Below are 22963 nucleotides of genomic sequence, written 5' to 3'. Positions count from 1 at the left end.
ATGGACAGACCGCTCGGCCAGCAGGCGCGGTGGCTCGGCTCCCCCTGGGCGCGGGGCCTGGCCGCCGCGCTCGCCGGTGCGGTGCCGGCCCTCACCTTCCCCGCCCCCTCCTGGTGGTGGCTGGCGTATGCCTGCCTGGTGCCCTGGCTGCTGCTGGTACGGACGGCGCCGACCTACGGGCGGGCGGCGCTGGACGGCTGGCTGGGCGGCACCGGCTTCATACTCGCCGTCCACCAGTGGCTGCTGCCGAGCCTGCACATCTTCATCCTCGTGCTGGCCCTGCTGCTCGGCGCGCTGTGGGCGCCCTGGGGGCTGCTGGTGCGTGCGCTGCTGGGCGGTGCGCCCGGCGCCGCCCGGTGCGCCGCCGCGCTGGTGCTGGTGCCCTCGGCCTGGCTGATGGTCGAACTGGTGCGGTCCTGGGAGTACTTGGGTGGCCCGTGGGGGCTGCTGGGCGCCGGCCAGTGGCAGGTGCCGCCCGCGCTGCGGCTGGCGTCGATCGGCGGGGTGTGGCTGGTCAGCCTGCTGATCGTGGCGGTGAACACCGCACTGGCCGAGCTGATCGCCCGCCCGGCGGCACGGCTGCCCGCCGTCGCGGGGCTGCTGGTGTGCGCGCTGGCGGTCACCGCGGTCTGGTTCTGGGCGCCGGTCCCCCGCGCCGCCGGCACGGTACGGATCGCCGTCGTCCAGCCCAACCTGACCGGCACCCCGGCGGAACGGCTGGCCCGGAGCGAAACGCTCACCCGGTCGCTGGCGGGCCGCGGGGTGCGGCTGGTCGTCTGGGGCGAGAGCAGCCTCTCCCAGGACCCGGCGGACCACCCGGCGCTCGCCGAACGCCTCGCCGCGCTCTCCCGGCGGACCGGCGCCGAGCTGCTGATCAACGCCGACTCCGCGCACGCCGGCCGGCCGGGCATCTCCAAGAGCGCGGTGCTGATCGGGCCGGACGGGCCGACCGGGGACCGCTACGCCAAGATGCGGCTGGTGCCCTTCGGCGAGTACATCCCGTTCCGGTCCCTCCTCGGCTGGGCGACCCGGGTGGGCAAGGCCGCCCCGACGGACCGGCTGCGCGGCACCGCCCCGGTGGTGATTCCGGTCGCCACCGCGGGCGGACTGCGCGTCGGGCCACTGGTGTGCTTCGAGAGCGCCTTTCCCGACATGAGCCGCCATCTGGTGCGCGACGGTGCACAGGTGCTGGTCGCCCAGTCCTCGACCTCGACCTTCCAGGGCAGTTGGGCGCCCGCGCAGCACGCCTCGCTGGCCGCGCTGCGCGCCGCGGAGACCTGGCGGCCGATGGTGCACGCCACCCTCACCGGCATCAGTGCCGTGTACGGCCCGCGGGGCGAGCAGATCGGCGAGCGGCTCGGCACCGACCGCAGCACGGCGGCCGTCTACGACCTGCCGTTGGCCGAGGGCACCAGCCCGTACACCCGGTTCGGCGACTGGGCGGTGTACGGGGCGATGGGCGCGCTGGTGCTCGCCGGCGGGTATGCGGGGCTGCGGGCGCTCAGCAGGCGGTCTGCGCCAGCGCGTCGGTGACCACCCGTTCGCAGAGTTCATGGGTGCGCAGCGCGTCCCGGGCGGACGGCTGCCGGCCGGCCCGTACGTCGTCCAGGAACGCCAGCACGATCTGCTCGATACCGCGCTGACGGGCGACCGGCACCCAGTCGCCGCGACGCCGGACGCTCGGCTGCCCCTTGTGGTCGATGACCTCGGCGAGATTGACGACCTGGCGCTTGGTGTCCTGCCCGGAGACGTCGAGGATCTCCTCCGTGGAGCCGCTGAGACGGTTCATCGTCCCGACGGCGGTGAACCCGTCGCCGGACAACTGCAACACCACATGCTGCATCAGCCCCTCCCGGATCCTGGCCCGCACATCGATGTGGTCGACCTCCCCGGGGACGAGGAACCGCAGGGTGTCGACGACATGGATGAAGTCGTCCAGCACCAGGGTGCGCGGGTCCTCGGGCAGGCCGATGCGGTTCTTCTGCATCAGGATCAGATCGCGGGCGTGCTCACGGCACTGGGCGTAGGCGGGCGCGAAGCGGCGGTTGAAGCCGACGGTGAGGCCCACTCCCCGCTCCTCGGCGAGCGCGACGATGCGCTGGGACGCCTCCAGCTCGTAGGCGATCGGCTTGTCGACATAGGTCGGTACGCCGGCCTCGATCAGCCGGGTCACGATCTCGGGGTGGGCGGAGGTGGCGGCGTGCACGAAGGCGGCGTCCAGGCCCGTGGCGAGCAGCGAGTCCAGGTCGGGGTGGAGCTGTGCCGCGGGCAGCCGGTGGGTGGCGCCGACCCGCTGCAGGGTGGCCGGGGTGCGGGTGTGCAGATGCAGTTCGAGCCCCGGTTGTGTGCCCAGGACGGGGAGGTACGCCTTCTGGGCGATGTCGCCGAGTCCGATGCAGCCGACCTTCACTCGTGCTCCCTGGGTTGTGCCGCGCTGGTGGTGCCCTGCGTGCGGGAAGCATACGTGCCGGTCGGCGGCCACCCGTCGGCGATCCCGTCCATGGTCCGCAGGGCCGGATCCGGTGTCACGGGAGGCGTCGGTGCTGACACCCGCGCGAGATGCCCGGGGCCCCGGCGGAAGGGGGCGGGGGCCCGGCGATGTGCAGGCGGCGGTCGCCGAGGCGCTCTCGCCGGCGCTGCTCGACGGGATGCTGGGGCGGTGACGTCGTTCCCTGCCGCTGGCGGTGACGTCGTTCCGTGCCGCTATGGCGTGCCCGCGGCCCCGTCGAGGCGCAGTTGCAGCCGGTCGATCGCGTCCCTGAGGCCCTGGCGGTATTCGCCGTCGGCGAGGGCGTTGACCGATGCCCGCGCCCGCCGCAGCTGGGCGCGGGCGTCGGCCGGCCGGTCGAGGGCGGCGTAATCGGCCGCGATATTGAGATGCAGGGACGGGAAGAACGCCCGGAGCGCGATGAGGGGGTGGCGGGGGCCGGGGCCGTCGGCGACCCGGGACTCCCCCGGTGTGGCGGCGGTGCCCGCGGGCCGCTCGGTGACAAAGCCCTCGGCCGCCTCCAGGGCCCGCAGATCCCAGTCGAGTTCGTCCCGGGGGTCGTCCTGGGTGTCGGCCATGTAGTGGGCGAGGGTGCAGCGGTGGAAGGCGTCTCCATGCGGCCCGATCTCGTACCACAGCGCCGAGAGACGGTTGCGGGCCTCTTCCCGGTCGCCGGCGCGATGCAGCATGATCGCCTGGCCGATCCGGGTGAGCACCCCGTCCTCGGGCGTCGCCTCCCGCCGCGTTTCCACCACTGCACTCCCGTATCCGCTCACACCGCGCTGCCGTTCCCTCGACGCTAACCGCCGGAAGGGAGCTGCGCGCGGTGTGCGCGACGCACCGGGTGGCCGGGCCCGCCGGCCGCGCCCGCCGGCTCAGCCCAGGTCAGGGATGCGCCAGTCGATCGGGGCATGGCCCTGCGCGGCGACCGCCGCGTTGATCTGGGTGAAGGGGCGGGAGCCGAAGAACTTCTTCGCCGACAGCGGGGAGGGGTGTGCCCCCTGCACCACGGCATGCCGCTCCTCGTCGATCAGCGGCAGCTTCTTCTTGGCGTAGTTCCCCCACAGCACGAAGACCGCCGGGTCGGGCCGGGAGGCCACCGCACGGATCACCGCGTCGGTGACCTTCTCCCACCCCTTGCCCTTGTGTGAATTGGCCTCGGCCTCGCGGACCGTCAGGACGGCGTTCAGCAACAGCACACCCTGCTGGGCCCAGGGCATCAGATATCCGTTGTCCGGAATCGGGTGGCCCAGCTCCTCCTTCATCTCCTTGTAGATGTTCCGCAGCGACGGCGGCGTCTTGACGCCGGGCTGCACGGAGAAGCACAGGCCGTGGCCCTGCCCCGCACCGTGATACGGGTCCTGGCCCAGGATGAGCACCTTCACCTGGTCGTAGGGCGTCGCCTCCAGCGCCGCGAAGACCTGCTCGCGGGGCGGATAGACCGGACCGTTGGCCCGCTCCTCCTCGACGAAGTCGGTCAGCTCCTTGAAATAGGGCTTCTCCAACTCCTCGCCGAGGACCCCGCGCCAGGACTCGGGCAGCATGTCGGTCACCACGTCAACAACCTCCGGTGTGCGATGCGTTCTCAGTTGAAGAACCTACCGGCGACCACTGACAACGCCGTCCGCGGGCCGATCGGGCCCGGGCCTGCCCCCTCAGGCGGTGTCGAGCCGGGCGCGCTGGACCGGGTCCAGCCGCAGAGCGAGCGCCGCCAGGCATTCGTCCAGCTGCGCCACCGAGCTCACCCCGAGCACCGGCACCACCGGCACCGGGCCGCCCATCAGCCACGCCAGCACCACCTGGTTCACGGTGGCCCCGCACTCCGCCGCGACCTCCGCCAGCACCCGCAGCCGGGCCACCGAGCCGGGATGGTCGTAGCGCTCCGGAAGCGGTCTGTCCGCCCGGGAGTAGGCGCCCCCCATCAGCGTCCCATACCCGGTCGGCGTCAGGTCGGGGTGTGCCGCCGCGTAGTCGAGGAGCTCCTCGTCGGCCTCCCCCCGCAGGTCGGACGGCAGACCCCGGCGCGGGCGCAGGTAGGTGTGCCGCTGCTGTACGGCGCGGAAGCCGGGCAGCCCGCGCCCGGCGGCGATGAGCCGGGCTTCCGCGAGCCGCCAGGTCCGGTGGTTCCCGGCCCCGAGGGTGCCCACGGTGCCGTCCTGGACGAGACGGGCCAGCGCCTCGACGGTCTCGTCCAGGGGGACGCTGCGGTCCTCCAGGTGCGCGTAGTAGAGATCCACCCGGTCGGTGCCCAGGCGGCGCAGGCTGCCCTCGATCCCGGCGCGGACGGCCGGCCCGCCAAGGCCCTCGGCATGAGCGGACCGTGCGGCACCACGGGCCGGGTCCGGCCGGGCGCCGACCTTGGTGGCCAGGACCGTACGGCCGGCCGCGCGCCGGCTGCGCAGCCAGCGGCCGAGCAGGAGCTCGCTCTCGTCGCCGGTGGCGCCGGGGGCCCAGAAGGCGAAGTGGTTCGCGGTGTCGACGAAGGTGCCGCCGGCCTCGGCGAAGCGGTCCAGCACGGCGAAGGAGGTCGCCTCGTCGACGGTGGTGCCGAACGGCAGCGTCCCCAGGCACATCGCGCTGATGCGGGGCCCCTGATCGCCGCCGAGCGTGCGGTAGTGCATGGCATGTCTCCCTGACAGGTCCGCTGACGGGTGTGGTGCCGGCCCTGATGAGGACCGGCACCACGGACTCTGCCTCTTGGAGCGCACACCAGGGCAAGGCCGCTCAGGGCCCGCCCGGTGCCGTCAGGCCCCGGCGTTGAGGAACAGACCGCCGTCGACGACCAGCGTCTGGCCGGTGATCCAGCCCGAGGCGTCGGACAGCAGGAAGGCCGCGGCCCCGCCGATGTCCTCCGGGACGCCGAGCCGCGCCAACGGGTAGCCGGCCGCCGCCTCCTCCTCGCGGTTCTCGTAGAGCGCGGCCGCGAACTTGGTCTTGACCACCGCGGGCGCAATGGAGTTGACCCGCACGCCCGGCGCGAATTCGTGGGCGAGCTGCAGCGTCAGATTCACCATCGCGGCCTTGCTCATGCCGTACGCGCCGATGAAGGGCGAGGGCGCGAGGCCGGCGATCGAGGTGATGTTGACGATGGCGCCGCCGTTGTCCTTCTGCCAGGCGTGCCAGGTGCGCTGCGCGAAGCCGAGCGCCGAGACGACATTGGTCTCGAACACCTTGCGCGCCACACCCAGGTCCAGGTCGGCGATGGGGCCGAACACCGGGTTCGTTCCGGCGTTGTTGACGAGGTAGTCGACGCGGCCGAAGGCCTCCATCGCGCGCTCGACGGCGACCGCCTGGTGGGCCTCGTCATGTGCCTTGCCGGCGACGCCGAGCACCCGGTCGGCGCCCAGCTTCTCGGCGGCCTCCTTGAGGGCGTCCTCGTTGCGGCCGGTGATGACGACCCGGTCGCCACGGGCCACCAGGGCCTCGGCGATGCCGTAGCCGATACCGCGGCTGGCGCCGGTGACCAGCGCCACCTTGCCGGTGGGCTCGGGGAGCCCGTTGTCGTGCTCGGTCATGTCCAGAACTCCTGAGGTCGGTGGGGCGGTCAGTTGAGCGGGCCGCCGGCGACGTACATGACCTGGCCGGAGACAAAGCCGGCCGCGTCGCCGGCGAAGAAGGCGATCGCGTTGGCGATGTCGTCGGGCCGGCCCACGCGCTGGACCGGGATCTGGGTGGCGGCCGCGGCCTGGAACTCCTCGAAGCCCATACCGACGCGCTCTGCGGTGGCGGCCGTCATGTCGGTGACGATGAAGCCGGGGGCGACGGCGTTGGCGGTGACGCCGAACTTGCCGAGTTCGAAGGCGAGGGTCTTGGTGAAGCCCTGCAGACCGGCCTTGGCCGCCGAGTAGTTGACCTGCCCGCGGTTGCCGAGCGCCGAGCTGGAGGAGAGGTTGACGATCCGCCCGAACTTGGCGTCCACCATGTGCTTCTGGCAGGCGCGGGACATCAGGAACGCACCGCGCAGATGCACGTTCATGACGGTGTCCCAGTCGCTCTCGCTCATCTTGAAGAGCAGGTTGTCGCGGAGCACACCGGCGTTGTTGACGAGGACGGTCGGCGCACCGAGCTCGGCGACGACCCGGGCGACCGCCGTCTCGACCTGCTCCGCGTCCGAGACGTCACAGCCGACCGCGATGGCCTTGCCACCGGCCTTGGTGATCTTCTCGACGGTGTCCTTGCAGGCCGCCTCGTCGAGGTCGAGTACGGCGACGGCGCGGCCCTCGGCGGCCAGGCGTACGGCGGTGGCCGCGCCGATACCGCGGGCCGCGCCCGTGACAATGGCGACGCGCTGCTCGGTGGTGGACATGCGGGTTCTCCTCACCCTCGAAACCTCGACAAGCGGTCCGCCGCACCGATCCCGTGGGTGAGCAACCGCTTAGTAGCCTGAGCAGGGCTGACGCTAGAAGCCCGGCAACCCGCTGTCAACGCCCCACCACCGCGCCGTTGCCCACCTCACCTGTGAGACCGGCCGGGCCCCGGCGCACGGGCGTCCCACAACAGAGCGCCCGGCCCCGCCCGAAGGCGGCGCCGGGCGCCCCGCACAGCGATCCGGTGACCTCAGCGCACCAGCAACTCCACCAGCCGCTCGGCCTCGGCGGCGGGATCGACGGTCAGGCCGGTGTGCACCGGTCCCGGCTGCACGATGGTGCTGCGCGGTGCGATCAGCCAGCGGAAGCGACGTCCCGCGTCGTCCCCCGCCGCCTGCCCGGCCCGCTCACCGCCCTGGCAGATGCCCTCGACGGCGCCGAGCGCGGCCCGTACACCGGCCACGTCGACCGTGGGGTCAAGGGCCAGCAGCCGGGCTTCGTCCAGATGGGTCCTGGCCTCCACGAAGCGCCGGGCACGGCAGTACACGACCACCCCGGCATTGATCATCTCGCCGCGCTCGACCCGGGGCACGACCTTCAGCAGGGCGTACTCGAAAACATCCCGCCCGTTGTGCAGACCGGTCACTTCACTGCCCTCCGCGGCGGCTTTCCCGCCAGCCATTCCGGTGCCTGCGAGGGCTTGTCCTTGGTGGGCTCCCCGAGAGCGATGTGATCGCTGATCGTCCGTGCCCGGGCCAGCAGAGTGTTCACATACGCCTGCCGCAGGGCATCCGGGGAGTCGAAGCCGGGCTCGTCGGCCAGCCACTCGTCCGGGACATCCGCCGCGATCCCGGTCAGCAGCTCTTCGGTGATCTGTGGTGCGAACTCGTCGGCCGCCGACGCGATATCCGGCCCGAAGGTGGCGAGGACATGGTCGGAGGCGTTGTACGGACGGACCGAAGCCTTCTCCGCGGTGGGCCAGTTGTGGTGCCAGATCATCGCCGCGCCATGGTCGATCAGCCACAGCTCGCCGTGCCACACCAGCAGATTGGGATTGCGCCAGGACCGGTCGACATTGTTGATCAGCGCGTCGAACCACACCACACGGCCCGCCTGCCGGGCACTCACCTCGAAGCCGAGCGGATCGAAGCCCAGCGATCCGGGGAGGTAATCCATGCCCAGATTGAGCCCGCCACTGGCCTTCAGCAGCTCCTGGACCTCCTGGTCGGGCTCGCTCAGCCCGATGACGGGATCGAGCTGCATCCGCACCAGATCCGGCACCCGCAGCCCGAGCCGACGCCCCAGCTGCCCACAGATGATCTCGGCAATGAGCGTCTTCCGCCCTTGCCCGGCACCGGTGAACTTCATGATGTATGTACCGAGATCGTCGGCCTCGACGATCCCCGGGAGCGATCCACCCTCACGCAAGGGCGTGACATAGCGGGTCGCGATGACTTCAGTCAGCATTTTCCCAAGCTATCCGACCCAGCGACCTTACAATTAACGATTAAATCCAGACGCCCACAAGCCGGGGAATCCGCCGCAATCAGCCCTGGAGAGAATCCGGGGAGGATTCAGACCATCCGTACGCGGCCATGCACATTCACGTGTACGCCGACAGGCGATCCGTCACATGCCGAGTTAGCCTCAACCAGGAACTGGCATTCCAGACATTTCTCGGGATTCTGGTGGGGTGGGCTCGGCTCCTGGGTGTGTGGATGTCCGTGGCTTCGCTGCGCTCCCCGACGCTCCAGGGCATCCGCCTGCTGCGACGGAGGAGTTCGCGAATACGCCACCCCCACCCCTGACAGCCGCCCCGTAGCCCTTGCTGCCGGCCGGCACGGCCACATGTGGTTCACCGAGGAGGCCGGCGCCGCCTACGCCGAACTCGACCCCGCCACCGGCCGCATCACCGCACCGCACCAACGTCGAGGGCGCCAAGCTGGCCGGGCTGGCCTTCGACTGCTTCGGCAACCTGTGGGTCCAGTACAACCAGCCCGGACTGATCGACCGCGTCCGCCCGGACCCGACCACCAGCCGCTACACACTGCCCACCACCGCCCCGGTCGGCCACCGCATCATTTCCGGCCCGGACGGCTCCATGTGGTTCAGCGAACTGGCCGTCGACATCGTCGGCTCCATCACCACCGGCTGTCCCACCCCCACACCAGCCTCCTGAGCCGTACGGACGACCTGGTCCGCGATAGGGATCAGGTGTAGGGCGGGCTTCCGATGCGAGCTGACAGCATGGCCACATGGATGCAGCAGACCGCGGTGAGTTCGTTGTGCGCCGGGCGCGTGAGTCGGAGGCCGACGGGCTGGCGGGGATCGACACGGTCGCGGTCGAGGGTGACGAGGAACGGCGGGCGAGTATCCGAAGGTGGTGCCGGCAGGGCCTGGCGGTCGTGACGGAGGGTGCGTCCGGCCCACTCGGCTACTGCGTGGTTGAGTACACGTTCTTCGGACATGGCTTCGTGACGATGTTGATGGTGGCGCCCTCCGCCCGCGGCAGAGGCGTTGGCCATCGGTTGCTGTCCGCCGTGGCGGCCTCGTGCACGACCCTGAAACTGTTCACCTCGACCAACGTCTCCAACCAGCCGATGCAGCGGCTGCTCCAACGAGCCGGGTGGAGCCCGGTCGGCCTGCTCCACGGCCTCGATGAGGGCGACCCCGAGCTGTTCTACCTCTGCGGGCGGCAGACCGGGACGACGCACCCGTGACTGCTGGAGGACCGGCGCGGGTGTAGACGAATTACCCTTGCCGGACGATCCCGTCGGCACGGCTCTTCGAGGTGGCGGAGATCGCCGGAACGCCGACCGCGTCGGCCCCGCACAAGGCCGAATCCAACGTCACCGTGCACGAGGCGCACGACGGCACACTCCTGCGGGACACAGCCCATCTGGCCCGGCGGCCGGGAGTCGGGGCGATGGTGGGAGCGCTCTCCGGCTCGCGCTCCACCCACGGGGCGTACGCCTTAGCGCATCGCAATGGGAAATGCGCCAATTGGCCGTGCGGGACAGCGCATTACCGTGATTTGACCGTGACTTGACCCCTGGCCATGAGGTAATGTCCATGCAAAGAGGTGTTCGCGTGATGGTCAAGCGGACCACCTGACGTGCTGACGCAGTGGCGCGCCTGTGCTCTGGCAAACGGCCGCGATATTCGGGGGAGATGTGCTGATGGAGTGGCGGCGGATCCCCTGCTCATGCGGCCACTGGTCGGCATGGTCGCTCCCGGACCGCAGACGTTCCCGCTCCCGCCGCCATGCGGTGGCGAGGTGCTCCGCACTGTAGGCGCGGGCGTCCTTCCGTCTCGGATCACCTCTTCATTTCGCGTCGACGATGACGCGGAATCACCGGCTGCCGCCTTGAGGCAGACCGGAACACGTTCCTTCCACTGATGACCTGAACACACCGCGCTCGCGAGCACGCTCGTGAGCGCAGGAGAAAGGCCACCATGAAGTCCCTGGTTGACAACGCACGATCCTTTACGACGCATGTGGCGGAGCGCGCTGAGGAATTCAGCGCCCTGGAGGCCGGGCAGAGCCCCGAGGTCCTGTTCATCACGTGCTCCGACTCGCGCGTGGTGCCGTCACTGATCACGGGCGCACGCCCAGGTGAACTGTTCGAGCTGCGGACGGCGGGCAACATCGTGCCCGAGTACAGCAGCGACCGCCCCGCCGCGGAGACCGCCACCATCGAGTACGCGGTGCGGGTACTCGGCGTCCGCGACATCGTCGTGTGCGGACACTCCCACTGCGGGGCGGTCAACGCGCTGGTCAGCGGGGGCGATCTCTCCTCCCTGCCCGCCGTACAGGGCTGGCTGGAGCACGCGGCCGCCCAGCCCGAGACGACCACGCCCCTCTCCCCCGACGTTGCGGAGGCGGTCCAGCTCCACGCGGTCGCCCAGCTGGAGCGACTGCACACTCATCCCTGCATCGCAGAACGGGTCGAGGAGGGCACGTTGAACGTGCACGCCTGGTACTACGAGGTGCACACCGGAGCGGTCAAGGCATACGGGCCGGACGAGAAGGCCTTCCTGTCGCTGTGACCCGCATCCGCCCGCCCCACGGGCCACCCAGTACCTCCACCCTTCCGCTTCCGCTGTGCGAGGAAGTCCACTGATGCTCTCCCCCCTCAAAAACCCCGCCCATCTGCGGCGTGATGTCCTGGCCTCCCTCGTCGTCTTCCTGGTCGCCCTGCCCCTGTGCGTGGGAGTGGCCGTGGCCTCCGGTGTGCCCGCCGAACTCGGCCTGATCACCGGCATAGTCGGCGGCCTGGTCGTCGGCTTTCTTCCCGGCAGCAGCCTCCAGGTCAGCGGCCCGGCCGCCGGCCTGACCGTCCTGGTCTTCGAGGCCGTCCAGGAATTCGGCCTCGGTGTTCTCGGAGCCGTCGTCCTGCTCGCCGGACTGGTTCAACTCGCCCTGGGTGCAATGAAGTTCGGGCGATTCTTCCGCGCGATCACGGTCGCGGTCGTCCAGGGCATGCTCGCCGGCATCGGACTCGTTCTGATCTTCGGCCAGCTCTACACCATGGCCGGGGTCGAGCAGCCGCGCTCCGGGATCGACAAGATCCTGGGAGTGCCGCACCTGGTCACCGAGATCGCCACCTCAAGCCAAGCCCTGACCGCGTTCGCCATCGGGGCCGGCACCATCGCCGTCCTCGTGCTGTGGAAGAAGCTCCCGGCTCAGGCCCAGCTGCTCCCCGCACCGCTTGCCGCGGTCGCCCTGGCCACCGTGGCGACCACGGTGGCCGGCTGGTCCGTACCCCGCGTCGAGGTCCAAGGGCTCCTCTCGGCGATACAGCCGCCGGGGATGTCCGACTTCGCCTCGCTGGGCAGCCTCGCCGCCCTCGGTACGGTCCTCGCCTTCGCCCTCATCGCCTCGGCCGAGAGCCTCTTCAGCGCCGCCGCCGTCGACCGCATGCACGACGGTCCGCGAACCGACTTCGACAAGGAACTGATGGCCCAGGGCGTGGGCAACGCCATCTGCGGAGTCCTCGGCGCGCTGCCGCTGACCGCGGTCATCGTCCGTAGCTCGGCCAACGTCCAGGCCGGAGCCAAGACGAAGCTCTCCCGCATCCTGCACGGACTGTGGCTCGTGCTGTTCGCCGCCCTCCTTCCGGCCGCGATCGGCGTCATCCCGTTGGCCGCGCTCGCCGGGGTCCTGGTCCATGCCGGCTGCAAGCTCGTCCCGGTCAAGGACCTCCTGCCCCTGTGGCGCACGCACCGCGGCGAAGCGCTCGTCCTCGCCGTCACCGCGATCGCCATCATCACCACGAACATGTTCGAAGGCGTTCTCCTCGGCATCGGCCTCGCCGTGATCAAAAGCGCCTGGGAAACGTCCCACATCCAGCTCGACACCCACGAAACAACCGACGGCCGGCTCCTTGTCACCCTCACCGGATCCGCCACCTTCCTCCGCCTGCCCCGCATGCTCGAAACCCTCGAAGCACTCCCGCACGACAAGCCCGTCGAACTCGACCTCTCCGAACTCCGCCACCTCGACCACGCCTGCCGCATCACACTGGAGAACTGGGCACTACAGCGGGGAACCACCATCGGGGCACTCGCAAAAGTCTGACCAGCCATTCATTCCGCACGCGACCTGAGGACGACTCAGCCTCCCAAGGGACGCGTAAAGCTCACTGCTGCCTGTGCCCCTCGCCCGACGCCGGGCGAGGGGCACGGGCCCTTGCGCTTCATGCGGGCTGGGCCGCGCCCGCCACCAATGCTGCGGTCACCGGGTGGGCCGGGGAGGTGAAGATCTGCGGAGTGGGGCCGGATTCGACGGCTCGGCCCGCGGAGAGGACGAGGAGGGAGTCGGTTCTGCTTGCCATGAGGCGGAGGTCGTGGCTGATGAGGACCAGGACGAGGCCGCGGCGGTCGCGCAGGTCATCCAGCAGGTCCATGATCGAGGAGGCCGTAACGGCATCGAGGGCGGAGGTGACTTCGTCGCAGACCAGCACGTCGGGGTCCGCCGCGAGCGCGCGGGCGATGGAGACGCGCTGGCGCTGGCCGCCGGAGAGTTCGTGGGGGTAGCGGTCGGCGAAGCGAGCGGGGAGGCCGACCTGTTCGAGGAGTTCCAGGACGCGGGTCGGGGCCTGGTCGGGGGTGGCGCGCCGGTGCAGACGCAGCGGACGGCCGAGGGTCGCGCCGACCGTGCGGCTCGGGTTGAGGGTGCCCAGCGGGTCCTGGGGCACGAGTTGGAGGCGTCGGCGCTGTTCGCGGGTGCGGCCCTGGGCGGTGGGGGCGAGACGTACTCCGTCGAGGGTGACGGCACCGCTGGTGGGGCGGTGGAGTCCGACGACGGCGCGGACCAGGGTCGTCTTGCCCGAGCCGGAGGCTCCGACGATGCCCGTACTGGAGCCGGCGGGCACGGCGAGGCCGATGTCGTGAAGGACGGGGGTGCGGCGGCCGCGTCGTCCGAAGGCCGCGTACAGACCGGAGACGGTGAGCGTGGGTGCGCCGGTGGGGAGCGGCCGGTCGGTGGTGTGTGGCAGGGGTGGCGGTGCGGGCGCGCCGCGGGAGAGGTCCACGACGTCGTCGGCCAGCCGGGAGACCAGGTCCGCGTCGTGGCAGGACAGTGCGATGGCGAGCTGGTGACGGTCCGCGAGGTGGCGCAGGAGTTCGGCGATCTCGTGGCGCAGCTCCGGGTCGAGACCGGCGGTCGGCTCGTCGAGGAGCAGTGCGGCGGGACGGCGGGCCAGTGCCCTGGCGAGGGCGACGCGGCGCTGCTGGCCACCGGAGAGCGCTCCTGGGCGGCGCCCCAAGAGACCTCCCTCAGTGGGGAGTTGGACCTCGGCGATCAGGTCGCGCAGTGCCTGAGGGCTGCGGTCCGCGGCGACTTCGGTGAGGAGGCGGCGGACCGTCATCCGGGGATTGAGACCTGAGCCCGGGTCCTGGCCGACGTAGGCGAGACGGTGGCGGCGCAGGGTGCGCAGTGCGGTGGCGTCCAGCGCCGGCACGTCCCGGCCGAGGACTTCGATGCGGCCGGCCGTGAGCCGGGTCCCGGGCGGCAGGACGCCGGCCACGGCGCGCAACAGGGTGGTCTTGCCGCAGCCGGAGGGGCCGGTGAGAGCGGTGATACGGCCGGGGCGGACCTCCAGGCTGCCGCCGTCCAGGAGCAGACGGCCGTCCGGGGCGGCGATCGTGAGGTCCGTGAGCTCGCCGAGAACCTGGCCCGCAGCCAGGACAACACCGTCTTCACCGAGCAGCACAACAACCCCAGCAACGGCGTCGGCTACTTCCCCGTCGCCCACGAACTGAACGAGGCCCTCGACGGCCGGCTCCATGTCCTCATCGGCGCGGTCGGCACAGGGGGCGCCCTCTGCGGCACCGCCCGCGAACTGCGCACCCTCATACCGTCGTTCCGCACCATCGGTGTCGAACCCAAGGGGTCGATCGCGTTCGGCGGGCCCGCCCACGACTACTACCAGTCCGGCACCGGCACCCCCGAGGGAGCGGAGATCGGCGCCCTGGTCGACTTCGACCTCATCGACGAAGGGGTCAAGGTCGGCGACGTCGAGGCGTTCGCGACCTGTCGCGCCGTCGCCCGCACCGGGCTGCTGATCGGCGGCTCCGCAGGCGGAGTCGTCCACGTGGCCCTGTCCCGGCTGGCCTCGCTGCCGCCCGGCACCACCATGGTCGCCCTCATCAATGACGGCGGCGAGAAGTACCTGGACACCGTCTTCAACGACGAGTGGATGCGCGCCCGTGGTCTCCTCGCCCCCACAACGGAGCGAGAGATCGAAGAGCTCCTCACCAAGCTCCGGAGGAACCGATAGCCGCCATGCTGACCACTCTCCTCCGCGACAGCCGCGCCCTGGCCGCGCTCGCCGTCCCCCTCATCCTCACTCAGCTCGCCCAGGTCGCCCTGACCACCACCGACACCGTGATGATGGGTCTGCTCGGCACCGAGGAACTCGCCGCCGGCGGCCTGGCCCTCGTCATCTTCAACCAGCTGCGCACCATGGGCGTCGGTCTGCTCACCTCCGTCGGCAACCAGATCGCCGCCGCGGCGGCCCGCCTCGAACGCACGGAAGACGCGGCCGAGCCCGGGGAAGGGGGGAAGACGGGGGAAAGGGAAGCGGCGCACGCGGAGATCCGCGGGATCGTCCGCGCAAGCATGGTTCTCGCCACGCTCGCCGGCCTCGCCGGAGCCGTGCTCATGCTCCTGATCGGGCAGGCCCTGATCTGGCTCGGTCAGGACGCGGCCGTCGTCGAACGGACCCGGGCGATGCTGCTCGCCCTGGCCCCCGGACTGCTGCCCTGCCTGTGGTTCCAGGCCATCCGCCAGTTCACCGTCGGTATGCGCCGCCCCCAGGCCCTGCTGCAGATCACCCTCGCCTCCATAGCCGTCAATGCCGGTCTGAACTGGGTTTTCCTCCACGGCACATGGGGACTGCCCCAGCTGGGCCTGACCGGCATCGGCGTCGCCACGTCCACCGTCTACCTCCTCTCCTGTCTCGCCCTCTATCTCTCGGCGAAGAAGGACGCTCAACTGGCGCCCCTGCTCAGCCTCAACGCGGCCAAAGCCGATGGGGCCACCTCCCTACGGCTCGTCGGCCTCGGTGTGCCGATCGCTGCGACCTACGGCTCCGAAGCCGGGTTCTTCTCGCTCACCGCGCTGATGGCCGGCTCCTTCGGCCCCGCCGCCCTGGCCGCGCACACCGCCGTCAACCAGCTCGTCTACATCGTCTTCCAGGTCGCCGTCGGCCTCTCCCACGCCGCCTCGATAAACGTCAGCCGCGAACTCGCCCTCGGCCGTACCGACGACGCACGCCGCCTCAAGAACACCGCGCTGGCCTGCGCGGCAGCCGTCATGACCCTCGTCGGTATCGCCTACCTGTCCCTGCCCCGGGTCGTCCTTTTCCCCTTCCTCGATTCCGGCTCCGACCAGGCCCTCGGCATCGCCACCCACCTGCTCATGGTCACCGCCGTCCTCCAGTTCTTCGACTGCGCGCAGAACATCGGCGTCGGACTCCTGCGGGGACTCGACGACACCAAGAGCGGCTTCCGCATCACCCTCATCGGCTACTGGGCCGTCGGACTCCCCACGTCCTGGCTCCTCGCCTACGCTCTGGACCTCGCCACCCTCGGCATCTGGCTCGGCCTGCTCACCGGCCTGGCGACGACTGCCCTGCTCCTCCTGCGCCGCTACAACCACCAACTGGCCGGCTACCGGAGCGAACCAGTCCCGGCCTGATCACCGCCCACCGCATGACGGAGCTGTCAGGTGGGGCACGCGGATGCGTACCCGGAACGGCGCATCCCGGTCATGGCTGGTGCCACACCGGGATGTGCCGTGACAGACCGGTCCGGTCAGTCGATGAGGGCGAGCTCCGGCTCGTCCGCCGGCTTGGACGCCGGCTGGACCGTCGGCTCGACCGTCGCCGTGTCGGTCTTGCGCCGTCCGAGCACTCCCGACAGTCCGATGAGCAGGCCGATCGCCGAGAGGACGGTGATCGTGAGCAGCGCCGGAGTGAAGCCCGCGAGCAGGGCGTCGGGGCCGGTCCTGCCTTCACCTCCGGCGGTGAGGACGGCCGTGACGATGGCGAGTCCGATCGCGCCGCCGACCTGCGTGGAGGTGTTCAGCAGGCCGCCGGCCAAGCCCTGTTCGTGGTCCGGGATGCCGGCGGTGGCCTGGATGTTGAAGGACGCGAAGGCCAGGGTGAACCCGATGCCGAGCAGGATCATGCTGGGCAGCACACCGACGACGTAGGGGGCGTCCCGGTCGATGACGAGGAAGAGCACGTAGCCGATGAGATGAGCGATGACACCGCCGGCGATGGTGCGCGAGGTGCCGACCCGTTCGATCAGGGGATCCATCCGCGGCGAGCCGAAGGCCACGATCGCTGCGGCCGGAAGGAAGCCGAGCGCGGTCTGGAGCGCCGACCACTGCAGCACCGACTGGAAGTAGAGCATGACCACGAACTGGAAGCCGATGTAGCCGCCGAAGAACACGGATATGCCCAGGTTGGCCCGTGCCAGCGAGCCCGAGCGGAGGATACCGAGACGGACCAGCGGATGCGCACTGCGGCGTTCGATCACGAGGAAGGCGAGCAGCAGCACCGCGGCGATGGCGAACTGGATGAGCGTGTTCGGAGCGGCCCAGCCGGCCTCCGGCGCTTCGACGACGGTGTAGACGAGCAGCAGCATCGCGCCGACCGAGGTGATCGCGCCGGGGATGTCATACCCGCCGGAGGAGCGGGGGCCGTCCTTGGGCAGCAGGCGGTTGGCTGCTATCCAGGCGATCACGGCGACCGGTACCGGCAGGAAGAACGTCCACCGCCAGCCGACCTGGGTCAGCAGGCCGGAGAGCACCAGACCGGCCGAGTAGCCACTGGCCCCGAAGACGGAGAAGACGCCCAACGCCTTGTTGCGCGCCGGCCCTTCGGCAAACGTGGTGGTGACGATGGACAGCGCGGCAGGCGCGGTGAACGCCGCCGCCATGCCCTTGAGTATGCGGGTCGCGATGAGCAGGGTCCCGTCGTCGACCAGACCGCCGAGCACGGAGGCCGCGGCGAACACGGCCACCGCGGTCAGGAACACCCGGCGGCGGCCGAGCAGATCGGCGGCGCGTCCGCCCAGCAGCAGCAGCCCGCCGTAGCTGAGGACATAGCCGCTGACGATCCACTGCAGCGCACTGGTGGACAGGCCCAGGTCTGCCTGGATGGAGGGGAGGGCGACGCCCACCATCGAGACGTCGAGCGCGTCGAGGCCGATGACGAGGGAGACCGTGAGCAGGACTCCCCAGAGTTTGGCGTTCCATGTGGAGGTGGAGGCGGACAGGGGTGCGGAGGAAGTCATGCCGCGACTCTCACATGCACACGCATCGAATGCAAGCGCATTTAATCTTCGTGCATCAAATGCCGCCGCATGTTATCTTGGCTTCATGATGGGTGGCTCAGAGCAGGAACTGGTCGACGAGTGGCATGGGCTCCTCTCCCTTCACGCCACCGTGCACAACGCTCTCGAGCAGGAGTTGCAGACGCAGCACGGCCTGAGTGTCAGCGAGTTCGAAGCCCTCGAACTCCTCACCTCCTCCGAACACGGCAAGTGCCGGGGCCAGGACCTCACCCAAGCGGTGCACCTGAGCCAGAGCGCCGCATCCCGCCTCGTCGCCCGGCTGGAACGAGGCGGCCTCGTCGAGCGGGTCATGTGCGACCTCGACCGCCGCGGCATCTTCGTCGTCCTCACCGACGAAGGCCACAAGCGCTACAGCGACGCGAAGCCGACCCACCGCTCCGTGCTGGCGCGAACCCTCCGCGGAGAGAACTGACCGGTCCCCGCAGCAAGTCGATCGGTCGTTCAGCGCCCCTCGTCAGGGGGCTACGGCCACACCGGGTCCTTCATGCCGCCGCCGTCATCGGCAAACAGGGGCACGCGCGAGACAGCGCTGCCCGGTGCCGCCCGGTGCCGCTCAGCGCTTTGGCGCCAACGGCAGAGCAGAGCAAAGCAGGGCAACGGGGCTTGAGTTCAACCGTCGAGCTGCCGTCGGTCGCCTGTCACCTGTCACCTGTCGCCTGTCGCCTGTCGCCTCGGCAGCGTCACACCGTGCCTCAACTCCCGCGATGACGAAGTGCTCCTGTTGGTGAAGGTGCCGCCAACAGGGGGATTGAGGTGCTGGTCGGCGACGGCAACCGGCGAAGGCGGCGACAAGCCCCCTCCCCCGTGACCGTCAGAAAAGCGCAGAAAACAGCGGGCCATATCGGAGTGCATGTTAGGTAAGCCTAAGCTAAGTTAGTCGCTGATCGCCTCTCCGTGAGGCGCCTCTGTCAAGGAGACTGACGCCACATGACCTCACTCGCCTACCGCATCCGCCGTACTGCCGCGATCGCCGTGAGCCTCGCCGCGGGCAGCACTCTCGCCCTGGCCGGCACCGCGACGGCGCACTCCGGCAAGACGTCGGGTCCGGCCGCTCAGTCCGCGCCGGTCGCCAAAGGCCTGTATCAGTCCGCGTACTCCGAGCGGAACCATGTCCTCTGGGCCACGTCCTCCGTGGGCCGGCCGCCGGTCACCAACTCCAGCCTGGTGAAGGTCGACCCGCGCACCCTGGAGGTCAAAGCGACGTACACGCCGCCGGTCACCAACCCGCAGACGGGCGCCGTCGAGGCGGTCTACGGCGTCGCCGTCGATGACGAGCACAACACCGTCTGGACGACGAACACCCGCGACAACTCCGTGGCCGTCTACAGCCAGCGCACCGGCAAGCACCTCGCCACGCTGCCCGGCGTCAAGCATGCCCGCGAGGTCGTCGTCGACGAGAAGCACAACCTGGCCTGGGCGAGCGGCTTCGGCGACGGCAGTGTCGTCGCCTTCGACACCCGTACCTACAAGGAGAAGAAGCGGGTCGCGGTCGCGGGATCGAGCCCCGCGGGTCTCGCGGTCAACGAGCGGTCCGGTGCCGCGTACGCCACCGACCTCGCCAACGACCGGATCATTGAGATCGCGCCGCGCGCCAAGAGCCCGCGCCTGATCCCGACGGGCGACGGACCCCTCTCGATAGCCCTGTCCAAGGACGGCCGCACCGCGTACTCCGCCGACCAGGCCGCCGGCACCGTCTCGGTGATCAACCTGCGCAAGGGGGCCGTCACCAAGACCGTGCCGACCGGTGCGGGCGCGCTGGCCGTCTCCGCCGATCCGCGCTCGGGCCGGGTCCTGGTCGCCAACCGCACCACGGCCACCGTCACGGTCGTCGACCCCGGGAAGGGCGCCGTCGTCGACACCTTGGCCACCGGTGCCAACCCCAACCACGTCCAGGTGGCCCACGGCGCCGCGTTCGTGGTCGCCAAGTCCGGCTCCGGCCCCGAGGGCCAGGACGTCCTGCACCGCTTCCCCCTCGGGCGCTGACGCCCCCGCCCCCAGCGGCTCGGTCCGGAGCCCGCACCACGTCCCGCCCGCCTCGCCCGAGCGCGGGCGCGGGCGGGTCCCGGCCCACCGGATGCCCGGCACCTGGCGTCTGGGGCCCGCCAGATCGGTACGACCGGGCCGGCCTCCCGCCGCCCCGATCGAACCGTCCGGTACCGACCACGTACCGCTCGCACACCGCACCTCCGACCGGAATGCCCTCCCCACATGACACATCGATACGCAATCCACCGCCCTCCGCGAAAACTTCCCCTGAGGGACCGGACTGCTCCCACCGGGTCCGCGATCCGGCCGACGGCCCGCCCGCTGCCCGGGGAGCCGCACCGCACACGGAGCACGTTCAGGTGAGCCGCACCGCCTCCGCCGCAGTCACGGCGCCCGCGGACGCCGCCGAGCCCGTGCCGTACACCGTCGCCAGCCCTCGTCTCACCCGGCTCACCCGCCGGCTCGAACAGGCCGGTACCAGCCAACACAGCGCGCTGACCGCCGAGTTCTGGACCAGGGTCGAGCGGGAGGGGACTCCGCTCATCGAGCCCCTCGACGACGACCCCGGCCACCGGGCGGTGACCTTCCTGTGGCGCGGCCACCGCGCCACCCGTCAGGTTCTACTGCTCGCCAACGGGCTCACCGACCCCGACGACCTCGCCGGTTCACTCCTCACGCCCTTACCCGGCACGGAGATCTGGTACCTGACCCGCCGTCTACGGGCCGACCACCGGGGCTCCTACCGCCTGGTCGCCGACATCTCACCCGGCCCCCTGCCCGGCGCGGAGGAACCCCTGCGCGCCCGCTTGCGAGGGCTGGCCGCCCATGCGGCGCCCGATCCGCACAACCGGATGCCGCTGCCCGGCCGTGGGCGGTCGGCCGGCAGTTCGCTCTTCGAGCTGCCGTTATCCCCGCCTCAACCCTGGCGAGAGCCCCGCCCGGACGCCCCCCGTGGCACCGTGGAGCAGCACCGCAGCCCTGGAGCCGCCCTTGGTGACCAGCACGTCACCTGGGTCTACCGGCCGCCGGCCGGCACAGCGGCCGGCCCCCTGGATGTCCTCGTACTGCCCGACGGGGAGCTGTGGTTCGGCGCGCTCGGTCTGGCCCCTACGCTCGACGCGCTCCTCGCCGAACGGCGCATTCCGCCGCTGCTGGTGCTCGCACCCGATACGTCCGGGCCGGCCGCCTGGTGGCACATGCACGACACCCATGAGGGCTACGCCGACTTCCTCGCCGACGAGTTGCTGCCCTGGGCGGCCACACGCTGGCCGGTCACTGCGGACCCCCGTCGCACCGTCGTGGCCGGGCAGAGCCTCGGCGGCACCGCCGCGGTGCACACCTGCCTGCGCCGGCCCGAGCGGTTCGGCAGCGCCCTGGCCCAGTCCCCCGCGCCCCGGCCGGCCGCGGTCCGACCTCCTGGCACCCGGCCTCCTGGTGCCCGGCCCCCTGCTGCCCGCCCACGGCGTGATCGGCTCCCCGGCACCCCCGGGGCCGCCCACGGCGAGCCGTCCTGGCCGCCGCAGTGGTTCGCCCCGCCCCACGGGGACGGCGTCCGTATCCACCTCGACGTCGCCCGGCAGGACGGCACGAGAGTGCCGGGCCCCGCTCTCCATGACCTCCTGGACCGCTGCGGTCACACCGTCACCTGGCAGGAGTTCAACGGCGGCCCCGACTACGCCTGTTGGCGCGGCGGACTGGCCGACGGCCTGATCTCCCTGCTCGGAAGCTGAACGGGGTGCCACGGGGCGGCGGGGCCGACGACCGGCCCGGTGTCGGCGGGTCGAGCGCCAGGGAGCACCCCCCGAGCCTGAAGTAAGGTAACCCTAAGTCATCCGTCCAATTGTCCGGAGTGCCTTCCATGCCCGTGCCGCCGCAGGACGCCCCGAACCGCCCGCCCCGACTGGCGCGCCCCGAGGCGCTGCCGTGGCTTCCGGAGCCGGGATTTGCGCTTCCCTCGCCGGACGGGGCCGAGGATTTCTGGGCCGATGTACGCCGCCGTGGCACCCCGCTCGTCGCTCCCGATCCCGCGGGCCGCGCCGATCACGCCGCGGTGACGTTCCTGTGGCGCGGTGATGCCCGGACCCGCGCCGTCCAGGTGCTGCCTAACAAGCTGGCCGACCCACGGAACCCCCAGGGCAATCTCATGGCCCGCGCCCCCGGCACCGACATCTGGCACTGGACGGTCCGCCTGCGCCACGACTGGCGCGGCACCTACGACCTCTTCGTCGATGAGGGTGACGGGCCCGGACCGGACAGCCCCGACTACTGGCGCCTGCTGCGCACCCAGGGCCGTGCCGATCCGTACAACGCCCGTCGGCTGCCGCGGCGTTGGGGCGGCGCCCCGGTCTCCTACGCCGAACTGCCCGGGGCTCCGGACGCGGTGGACTGGGCGCCCCGGCCGGGCGTCCCCCGCGGCACCGTCAGCGAACACCAGGTGCCCAGCGGACACCTCGGCAGCGACCGCCGGGTCTGGCTGTACCAACCGGCGGGCGGGGCGCGGGAGACGGCGGAGCTGCCCGTTCTGGTACTGCTCGACGGGGAACACTGGCAGCCCCGGCTCGGTGTCGCGCACCTCTTGGACAACCTCATCGCCGACGGCCGCATTCCGCCGCTCGCCGCCGTCCTGCCGGATTCCGTCGACGCCGGCACCCGGTGGGCGGAGCTGAGCTGCCGTCCGGAGTTCGTCGCCTTCCTCACGGACGAGTTGCTGCCCTGGGTGGCCGGGCGACTGCCGGTCACCGGCGACCCCGCCCGCACCGTGATCGCCGGGCAGAGTCTGGGCGGACTCACCGCGGCCTACGCGGCGTACTCGGCACCGCACCGCTTCGGGAACGCGCTGGCCCAGTCGGGTTCGTTCTGGTGGCCCGACGGCCCGCAGGCCGAGTGGCTGACCGGCGCTCTCGCGGCCGCGCCACGGCTGCCCGTGCGCTTCTGGCTCTCCTTCGGTGAGCAGGAGTGGGTGGCCCTTCCCGCCGCCCGGCGGCTGCGCGAAACCCTCACCGCCGCCGGCTACGACGACGCCGTCTACCGTGAGTTCAACGGCGGCCACGACTACCTGTGCTGGCGCACCGAACTGGCCGACGGCCTGGTGGGCCTGCTGTCCCCCGACGGAGCCGCCTCGCGCACCGCACAGGCCGCCGCATAGCCCGCCGGGCCCCGGAGGTCCATGAGCGCCCAGCCCGGGCTCCGGGCGGGCAGCGGGCCGGTGCCCAGGCGGAGCGTGCGCAGCGACGTCTCCGAGATGCCCGCTCCGGTGGCCTTCAGGCAGGCCTCCTTGCGGGTCCAGCAGCGGACGAAGACGGCCGGGCGGACA

Annotated in this window: 22 protein-coding genes; 12 read left to right on the top strand and 10 right to left on the bottom strand. The window is 71.1% G+C overall.

The window, feature by feature from the left end; genetic code table 11:
• Positions 1–1533 carry an apolipoprotein N-acyltransferase gene (gene lnt, locus STRNI_RS36165; protein WP_277412745.1) on the top strand — a complete coding sequence of 511 codons (1533 nt, stop codon included), beginning with the start codon at positions 1–3 and terminating at the stop codon, positions 1531–1533.
• Here lnt and STRNI_RS36160 read toward each other — a convergent pair.
• On the bottom strand, positions 1502–2410 hold the full coding sequence (locus STRNI_RS36160) for a Gfo/Idh/MocA family protein (protein WP_018091657.1): 909 nt from the start codon (positions 2408–2410) through the stop codon (positions 1502–1504). The two genes, lnt and STRNI_RS36160, sit on opposite strands and share 32 nt — an antisense overlap.
• 130 nt (positions 2411–2540) lie before the next feature.
• On the opposite strand from STRNI_RS36160, the gene STRNI_RS36155 reads away from it, so the two are divergent.
• Complete coding sequence (locus STRNI_RS36155) at positions 2541–2663, top strand: hypothetical protein (protein WP_277412744.1); 123 nt, start codon at positions 2541–2543, stop codon at positions 2661–2663.
• A gap of 40 nt (positions 2664–2703) precedes the next feature.
• On the opposite strand, the gene STRNI_RS36150 is transcribed toward STRNI_RS36155, so the two are convergent.
• From STRNI_RS36150 to STRNI_RS36120, 7 genes are all read right to left on the bottom strand, one after another.
• Positions 2704–3240, bottom strand: a complete 537-nt coding sequence (locus tag STRNI_RS36150) for a hypothetical protein (protein ID WP_274740380.1) — start codon at positions 3238–3240, stop codon at positions 2704–2706.
• Positions 3241–3363: 123 nt separating this feature from the next.
• Positions 3364–4032 carry a uracil-DNA glycosylase gene (locus tag STRNI_RS36145; RefSeq protein ID WP_037742653.1) on the bottom strand — a complete coding sequence of 223 codons (669 nt, stop codon included), beginning with the start codon at positions 4030–4032 and terminating at the stop codon, positions 3364–3366.
• Between the two features lie 111 nt (positions 4033–4143).
• Positions 4144–5109, bottom strand: a complete 966-nt coding sequence (locus STRNI_RS36140; RefSeq protein ID WP_277412743.1) for an aldo/keto reductase — start codon at positions 5107–5109, stop codon at positions 4144–4146.
• Positions 5110–5232: 123 nt separating this feature from the next.
• A complete protein-coding gene (locus STRNI_RS36135) occupies positions 5233–6003 on the bottom strand; it encodes an SDR family oxidoreductase (protein WP_159490916.1) in 771 nt (256 codons plus the stop codon).
• A gap of 29 nt (positions 6004–6032) precedes the next feature.
• On the bottom strand, positions 6033–6794 hold the full coding sequence (gene fabG, locus STRNI_RS36130) for a 3-oxoacyl-ACP reductase FabG (RefSeq protein WP_277412742.1): 762 nt from the start codon (positions 6792–6794) through the stop codon (positions 6033–6035).
• Between the two features lie 251 nt (positions 6795–7045).
• The gene (locus STRNI_RS36125) at positions 7046–7477 is read right to left on the bottom strand and encodes a DUF3037 domain-containing protein (protein WP_229838365.1); all 432 of its coding nucleotides are present in this window, start codon (positions 7475–7477) and stop codon (positions 7046–7048) included.
• Positions 7438–8262 (bottom strand): HipA family kinase, encoded by an 825-nt coding sequence (locus STRNI_RS36120; protein ID WP_277412741.1) that lies wholly within the window; start codon positions 8260–8262, stop codon positions 7438–7440. The genes STRNI_RS36125 and STRNI_RS36120 overlap by 40 nt, the downstream gene beginning before the upstream one ends.
• A 358-nt stretch (positions 8263–8620) precedes the next feature.
• Between STRNI_RS36120 and STRNI_RS36115 the strand changes: the two genes are divergently transcribed.
• The 4 genes from STRNI_RS36115 (at position 8621) to STRNI_RS36100 (ending at position 12376) form a co-directional block, all read left to right on the top strand.
• Complete coding sequence (locus STRNI_RS36115; RefSeq protein WP_277412740.1) at positions 8621–8974, top strand: NHL repeat-containing protein; 354 nt, start codon at positions 8621–8623, stop codon at positions 8972–8974.
• A 76-nt stretch (positions 8975–9050) separates the two neighbouring features.
• Positions 9051–9515, top strand: a complete 465-nt coding sequence (locus STRNI_RS36110) for a GNAT family N-acetyltransferase (protein ID WP_277412739.1) — start codon at positions 9051–9053, stop codon at positions 9513–9515.
• 736 nt (positions 9516–10251) lie between these two features.
• Complete coding sequence (locus tag STRNI_RS36105; protein ID WP_018091647.1) at positions 10252–10845, top strand: carbonic anhydrase; 594 nt, start codon at positions 10252–10254, stop codon at positions 10843–10845.
• A 73-nt stretch (positions 10846–10918) separates the two neighbouring features.
• Positions 10919–12376, top strand: coding sequence for a SulP family inorganic anion transporter (locus tag STRNI_RS36100; RefSeq protein ID WP_277412738.1), 1458 nt, complete (start codon positions 10919–10921; stop codon positions 12374–12376).
• A gap of 118 nt (positions 12377–12494) precedes the next feature.
• Here the strand turns inward: STRNI_RS36100 and STRNI_RS36095 are convergent, their stop codons facing one another.
• The gene (locus STRNI_RS36095; RefSeq protein ID WP_420911231.1) at positions 12495–14087 is read right to left on the bottom strand and encodes an ABC transporter ATP-binding protein; all 1593 of its coding nucleotides are present in this window, start codon (positions 14085–14087) and stop codon (positions 12495–12497) included.
• Between STRNI_RS36095 and STRNI_RS36090 the strand changes: the two genes are divergently transcribed.
• Together STRNI_RS36090 and STRNI_RS36085 are read left to right on the top strand one after the other, a co-directional pair.
• Positions 13971–14579, top strand: coding sequence for a pyridoxal-phosphate dependent enzyme (locus STRNI_RS36090; protein ID WP_381278899.1), 609 nt, complete (start codon positions 13971–13973; stop codon positions 14577–14579). The genes STRNI_RS36095 and STRNI_RS36090 overlap by 117 nt on opposite strands.
• 5 nt (positions 14580–14584) lie before the next feature.
• The gene (locus STRNI_RS36085; RefSeq protein ID WP_277412736.1) at positions 14585–16000 is read left to right on the top strand and encodes an MATE family efflux transporter; all 1416 of its coding nucleotides are present in this window, start codon (positions 14585–14587) and stop codon (positions 15998–16000) included.
• Positions 16001–16116: 116 nt separating this feature from the next.
• On the opposite strand, the gene STRNI_RS36080 is transcribed toward STRNI_RS36085, so the two are convergent.
• A complete protein-coding gene (locus STRNI_RS36080; protein ID WP_018091636.1) occupies positions 16117–17604 on the bottom strand; it encodes an MFS transporter in 1488 nt (495 codons plus the stop codon).
• A gap of 85 nt (positions 17605–17689) precedes the next feature.
• Between STRNI_RS36080 and STRNI_RS36075 the strand changes: the two genes are divergently transcribed.
• The 4 genes from STRNI_RS36075 to fes all read left to right on the top strand — a co-directional run bounded on the left by STRNI_RS36075 (position 17690) and on the right by fes (position 22795).
• Positions 17690–18076 carry a MarR family winged helix-turn-helix transcriptional regulator gene (locus tag STRNI_RS36075; protein ID WP_018091635.1) on the top strand — a complete coding sequence of 129 codons (387 nt, stop codon included), beginning with the start codon at positions 17690–17692 and terminating at the stop codon, positions 18074–18076.
• 515 nt (positions 18077–18591) lie between these two features.
• On the top strand, positions 18592–19647 hold the full coding sequence (locus STRNI_RS36070; protein WP_277412735.1) for a YncE family protein: 1056 nt from the start codon (positions 18592–18594) through the stop codon (positions 19645–19647).
• Between the two features lie 362 nt (positions 19648–20009).
• Positions 20010–21380 carry an enterochelin esterase domain-containing protein gene (locus STRNI_RS36065; RefSeq protein ID WP_277412734.1) on the top strand — a complete coding sequence of 457 codons (1371 nt, stop codon included), beginning with the start codon at positions 20010–20012 and terminating at the stop codon, positions 21378–21380.
• Positions 21381–21508: 128 nt separating this feature from the next.
• Positions 21509–22795, top strand: a complete 1287-nt coding sequence (gene fes / locus STRNI_RS36060) for an enterochelin esterase (RefSeq protein WP_277412733.1) — start codon at positions 21509–21511, stop codon at positions 22793–22795.
• The last annotated feature ends 168 nt before the right edge of the window (positions 22796–22963 follow it).

It is taken from the genome of Streptomyces nigrescens, from assembly GCF_027626975.1.
GTDB classification, from domain to species: Bacteria; Actinomycetota; Actinomycetes; order Streptomycetales; family Streptomycetaceae; genus Streptomyces; species Streptomyces nigrescens.
Note: the sequence above shows the minus strand (reverse complement) of the source record. Positions and strands in the feature narration are given on the sequence as shown.

Excerpts from the sequence above, each read along its gene's own strand:
- lnt (WP_277412745.1), top strand. The coding sequence starts at position 1 with ATGGACAGACCGCTCGGCCAGCAGGCGCGGTGGCTCGGCTCCCCCTGG.
- STRNI_RS36145 (WP_037742653.1), bottom strand. The coding sequence starts at position 4,032 with ATGCTGCCCGAGTCCTGGCGCGGGGTCCTCGGCGAGGAGTTGGAGAAG.
- STRNI_RS36140 (WP_277412743.1), bottom strand. The coding sequence starts at position 5,109 with ATGCACTACCGCACGCTCGGCGGCGATCAGGGGCCCCGCATCAGCGCG.
- STRNI_RS36135 (WP_159490916.1), bottom strand. The coding sequence starts at position 6,003 with ATGACCGAGCACGACAACGGGCTCCCCGAGCCCACCGGCAAGGTGGCG.
- fabG (WP_277412742.1), bottom strand. The coding sequence starts at position 6,794 with ATGTCCACCACCGAGCAGCGCGTCGCCATTGTCACGGGCGCGGCCCGC.
- STRNI_RS36125 (WP_229838365.1), bottom strand. The coding sequence starts at position 7,477 with ATGGCTGGCGGGAAAGCCGCCGCGGAGGGCAGTGAAGTGACCGGTCTG.
- STRNI_RS36120 (WP_277412741.1), bottom strand. The coding sequence starts at position 8,262 with ATGCTGACTGAAGTCATCGCGACCCGCTATGTCACGCCCTTGCGTGAG.
- STRNI_RS36110 (WP_277412739.1), top strand. The coding sequence starts at position 9,051 with ATGGATGCAGCAGACCGCGGTGAGTTCGTTGTGCGCCGGGCGCGTGAG.
- STRNI_RS36105 (WP_018091647.1), top strand. The coding sequence starts at position 10,252 with ATGAAGTCCCTGGTTGACAACGCACGATCCTTTACGACGCATGTGGCG.
- STRNI_RS36100 (WP_277412738.1), top strand. The coding sequence starts at position 10,919 with ATGCTCTCCCCCCTCAAAAACCCCGCCCATCTGCGGCGTGATGTCCTG.
- STRNI_RS36095 (WP_420911231.1), bottom strand. The coding sequence starts at position 14,087 with ATGGAGCCGGCCGTCGAGGGCCTCGTTCAGTTCGTGGGCGACGGGGAA.
- STRNI_RS36085 (WP_277412736.1), top strand. The coding sequence starts at position 14,585 with ATGCTGACCACTCTCCTCCGCGACAGCCGCGCCCTGGCCGCGCTCGCC.
- STRNI_RS36080 (WP_018091636.1), bottom strand. The coding sequence starts at position 17,604 with ATGACTTCCTCCGCACCCCTGTCCGCCTCCACCTCCACATGGAACGCC.
- STRNI_RS36075 (WP_018091635.1), top strand. The coding sequence starts at position 17,690 with ATGATGGGTGGCTCAGAGCAGGAACTGGTCGACGAGTGGCATGGGCTC.
- STRNI_RS36070 (WP_277412735.1), top strand. The coding sequence starts at position 18,592 with ATGACCTCACTCGCCTACCGCATCCGCCGTACTGCCGCGATCGCCGTG.
- fes (WP_277412733.1), top strand. The coding sequence starts at position 21,509 with ATGCCCGTGCCGCCGCAGGACGCCCCGAACCGCCCGCCCCGACTGGCG.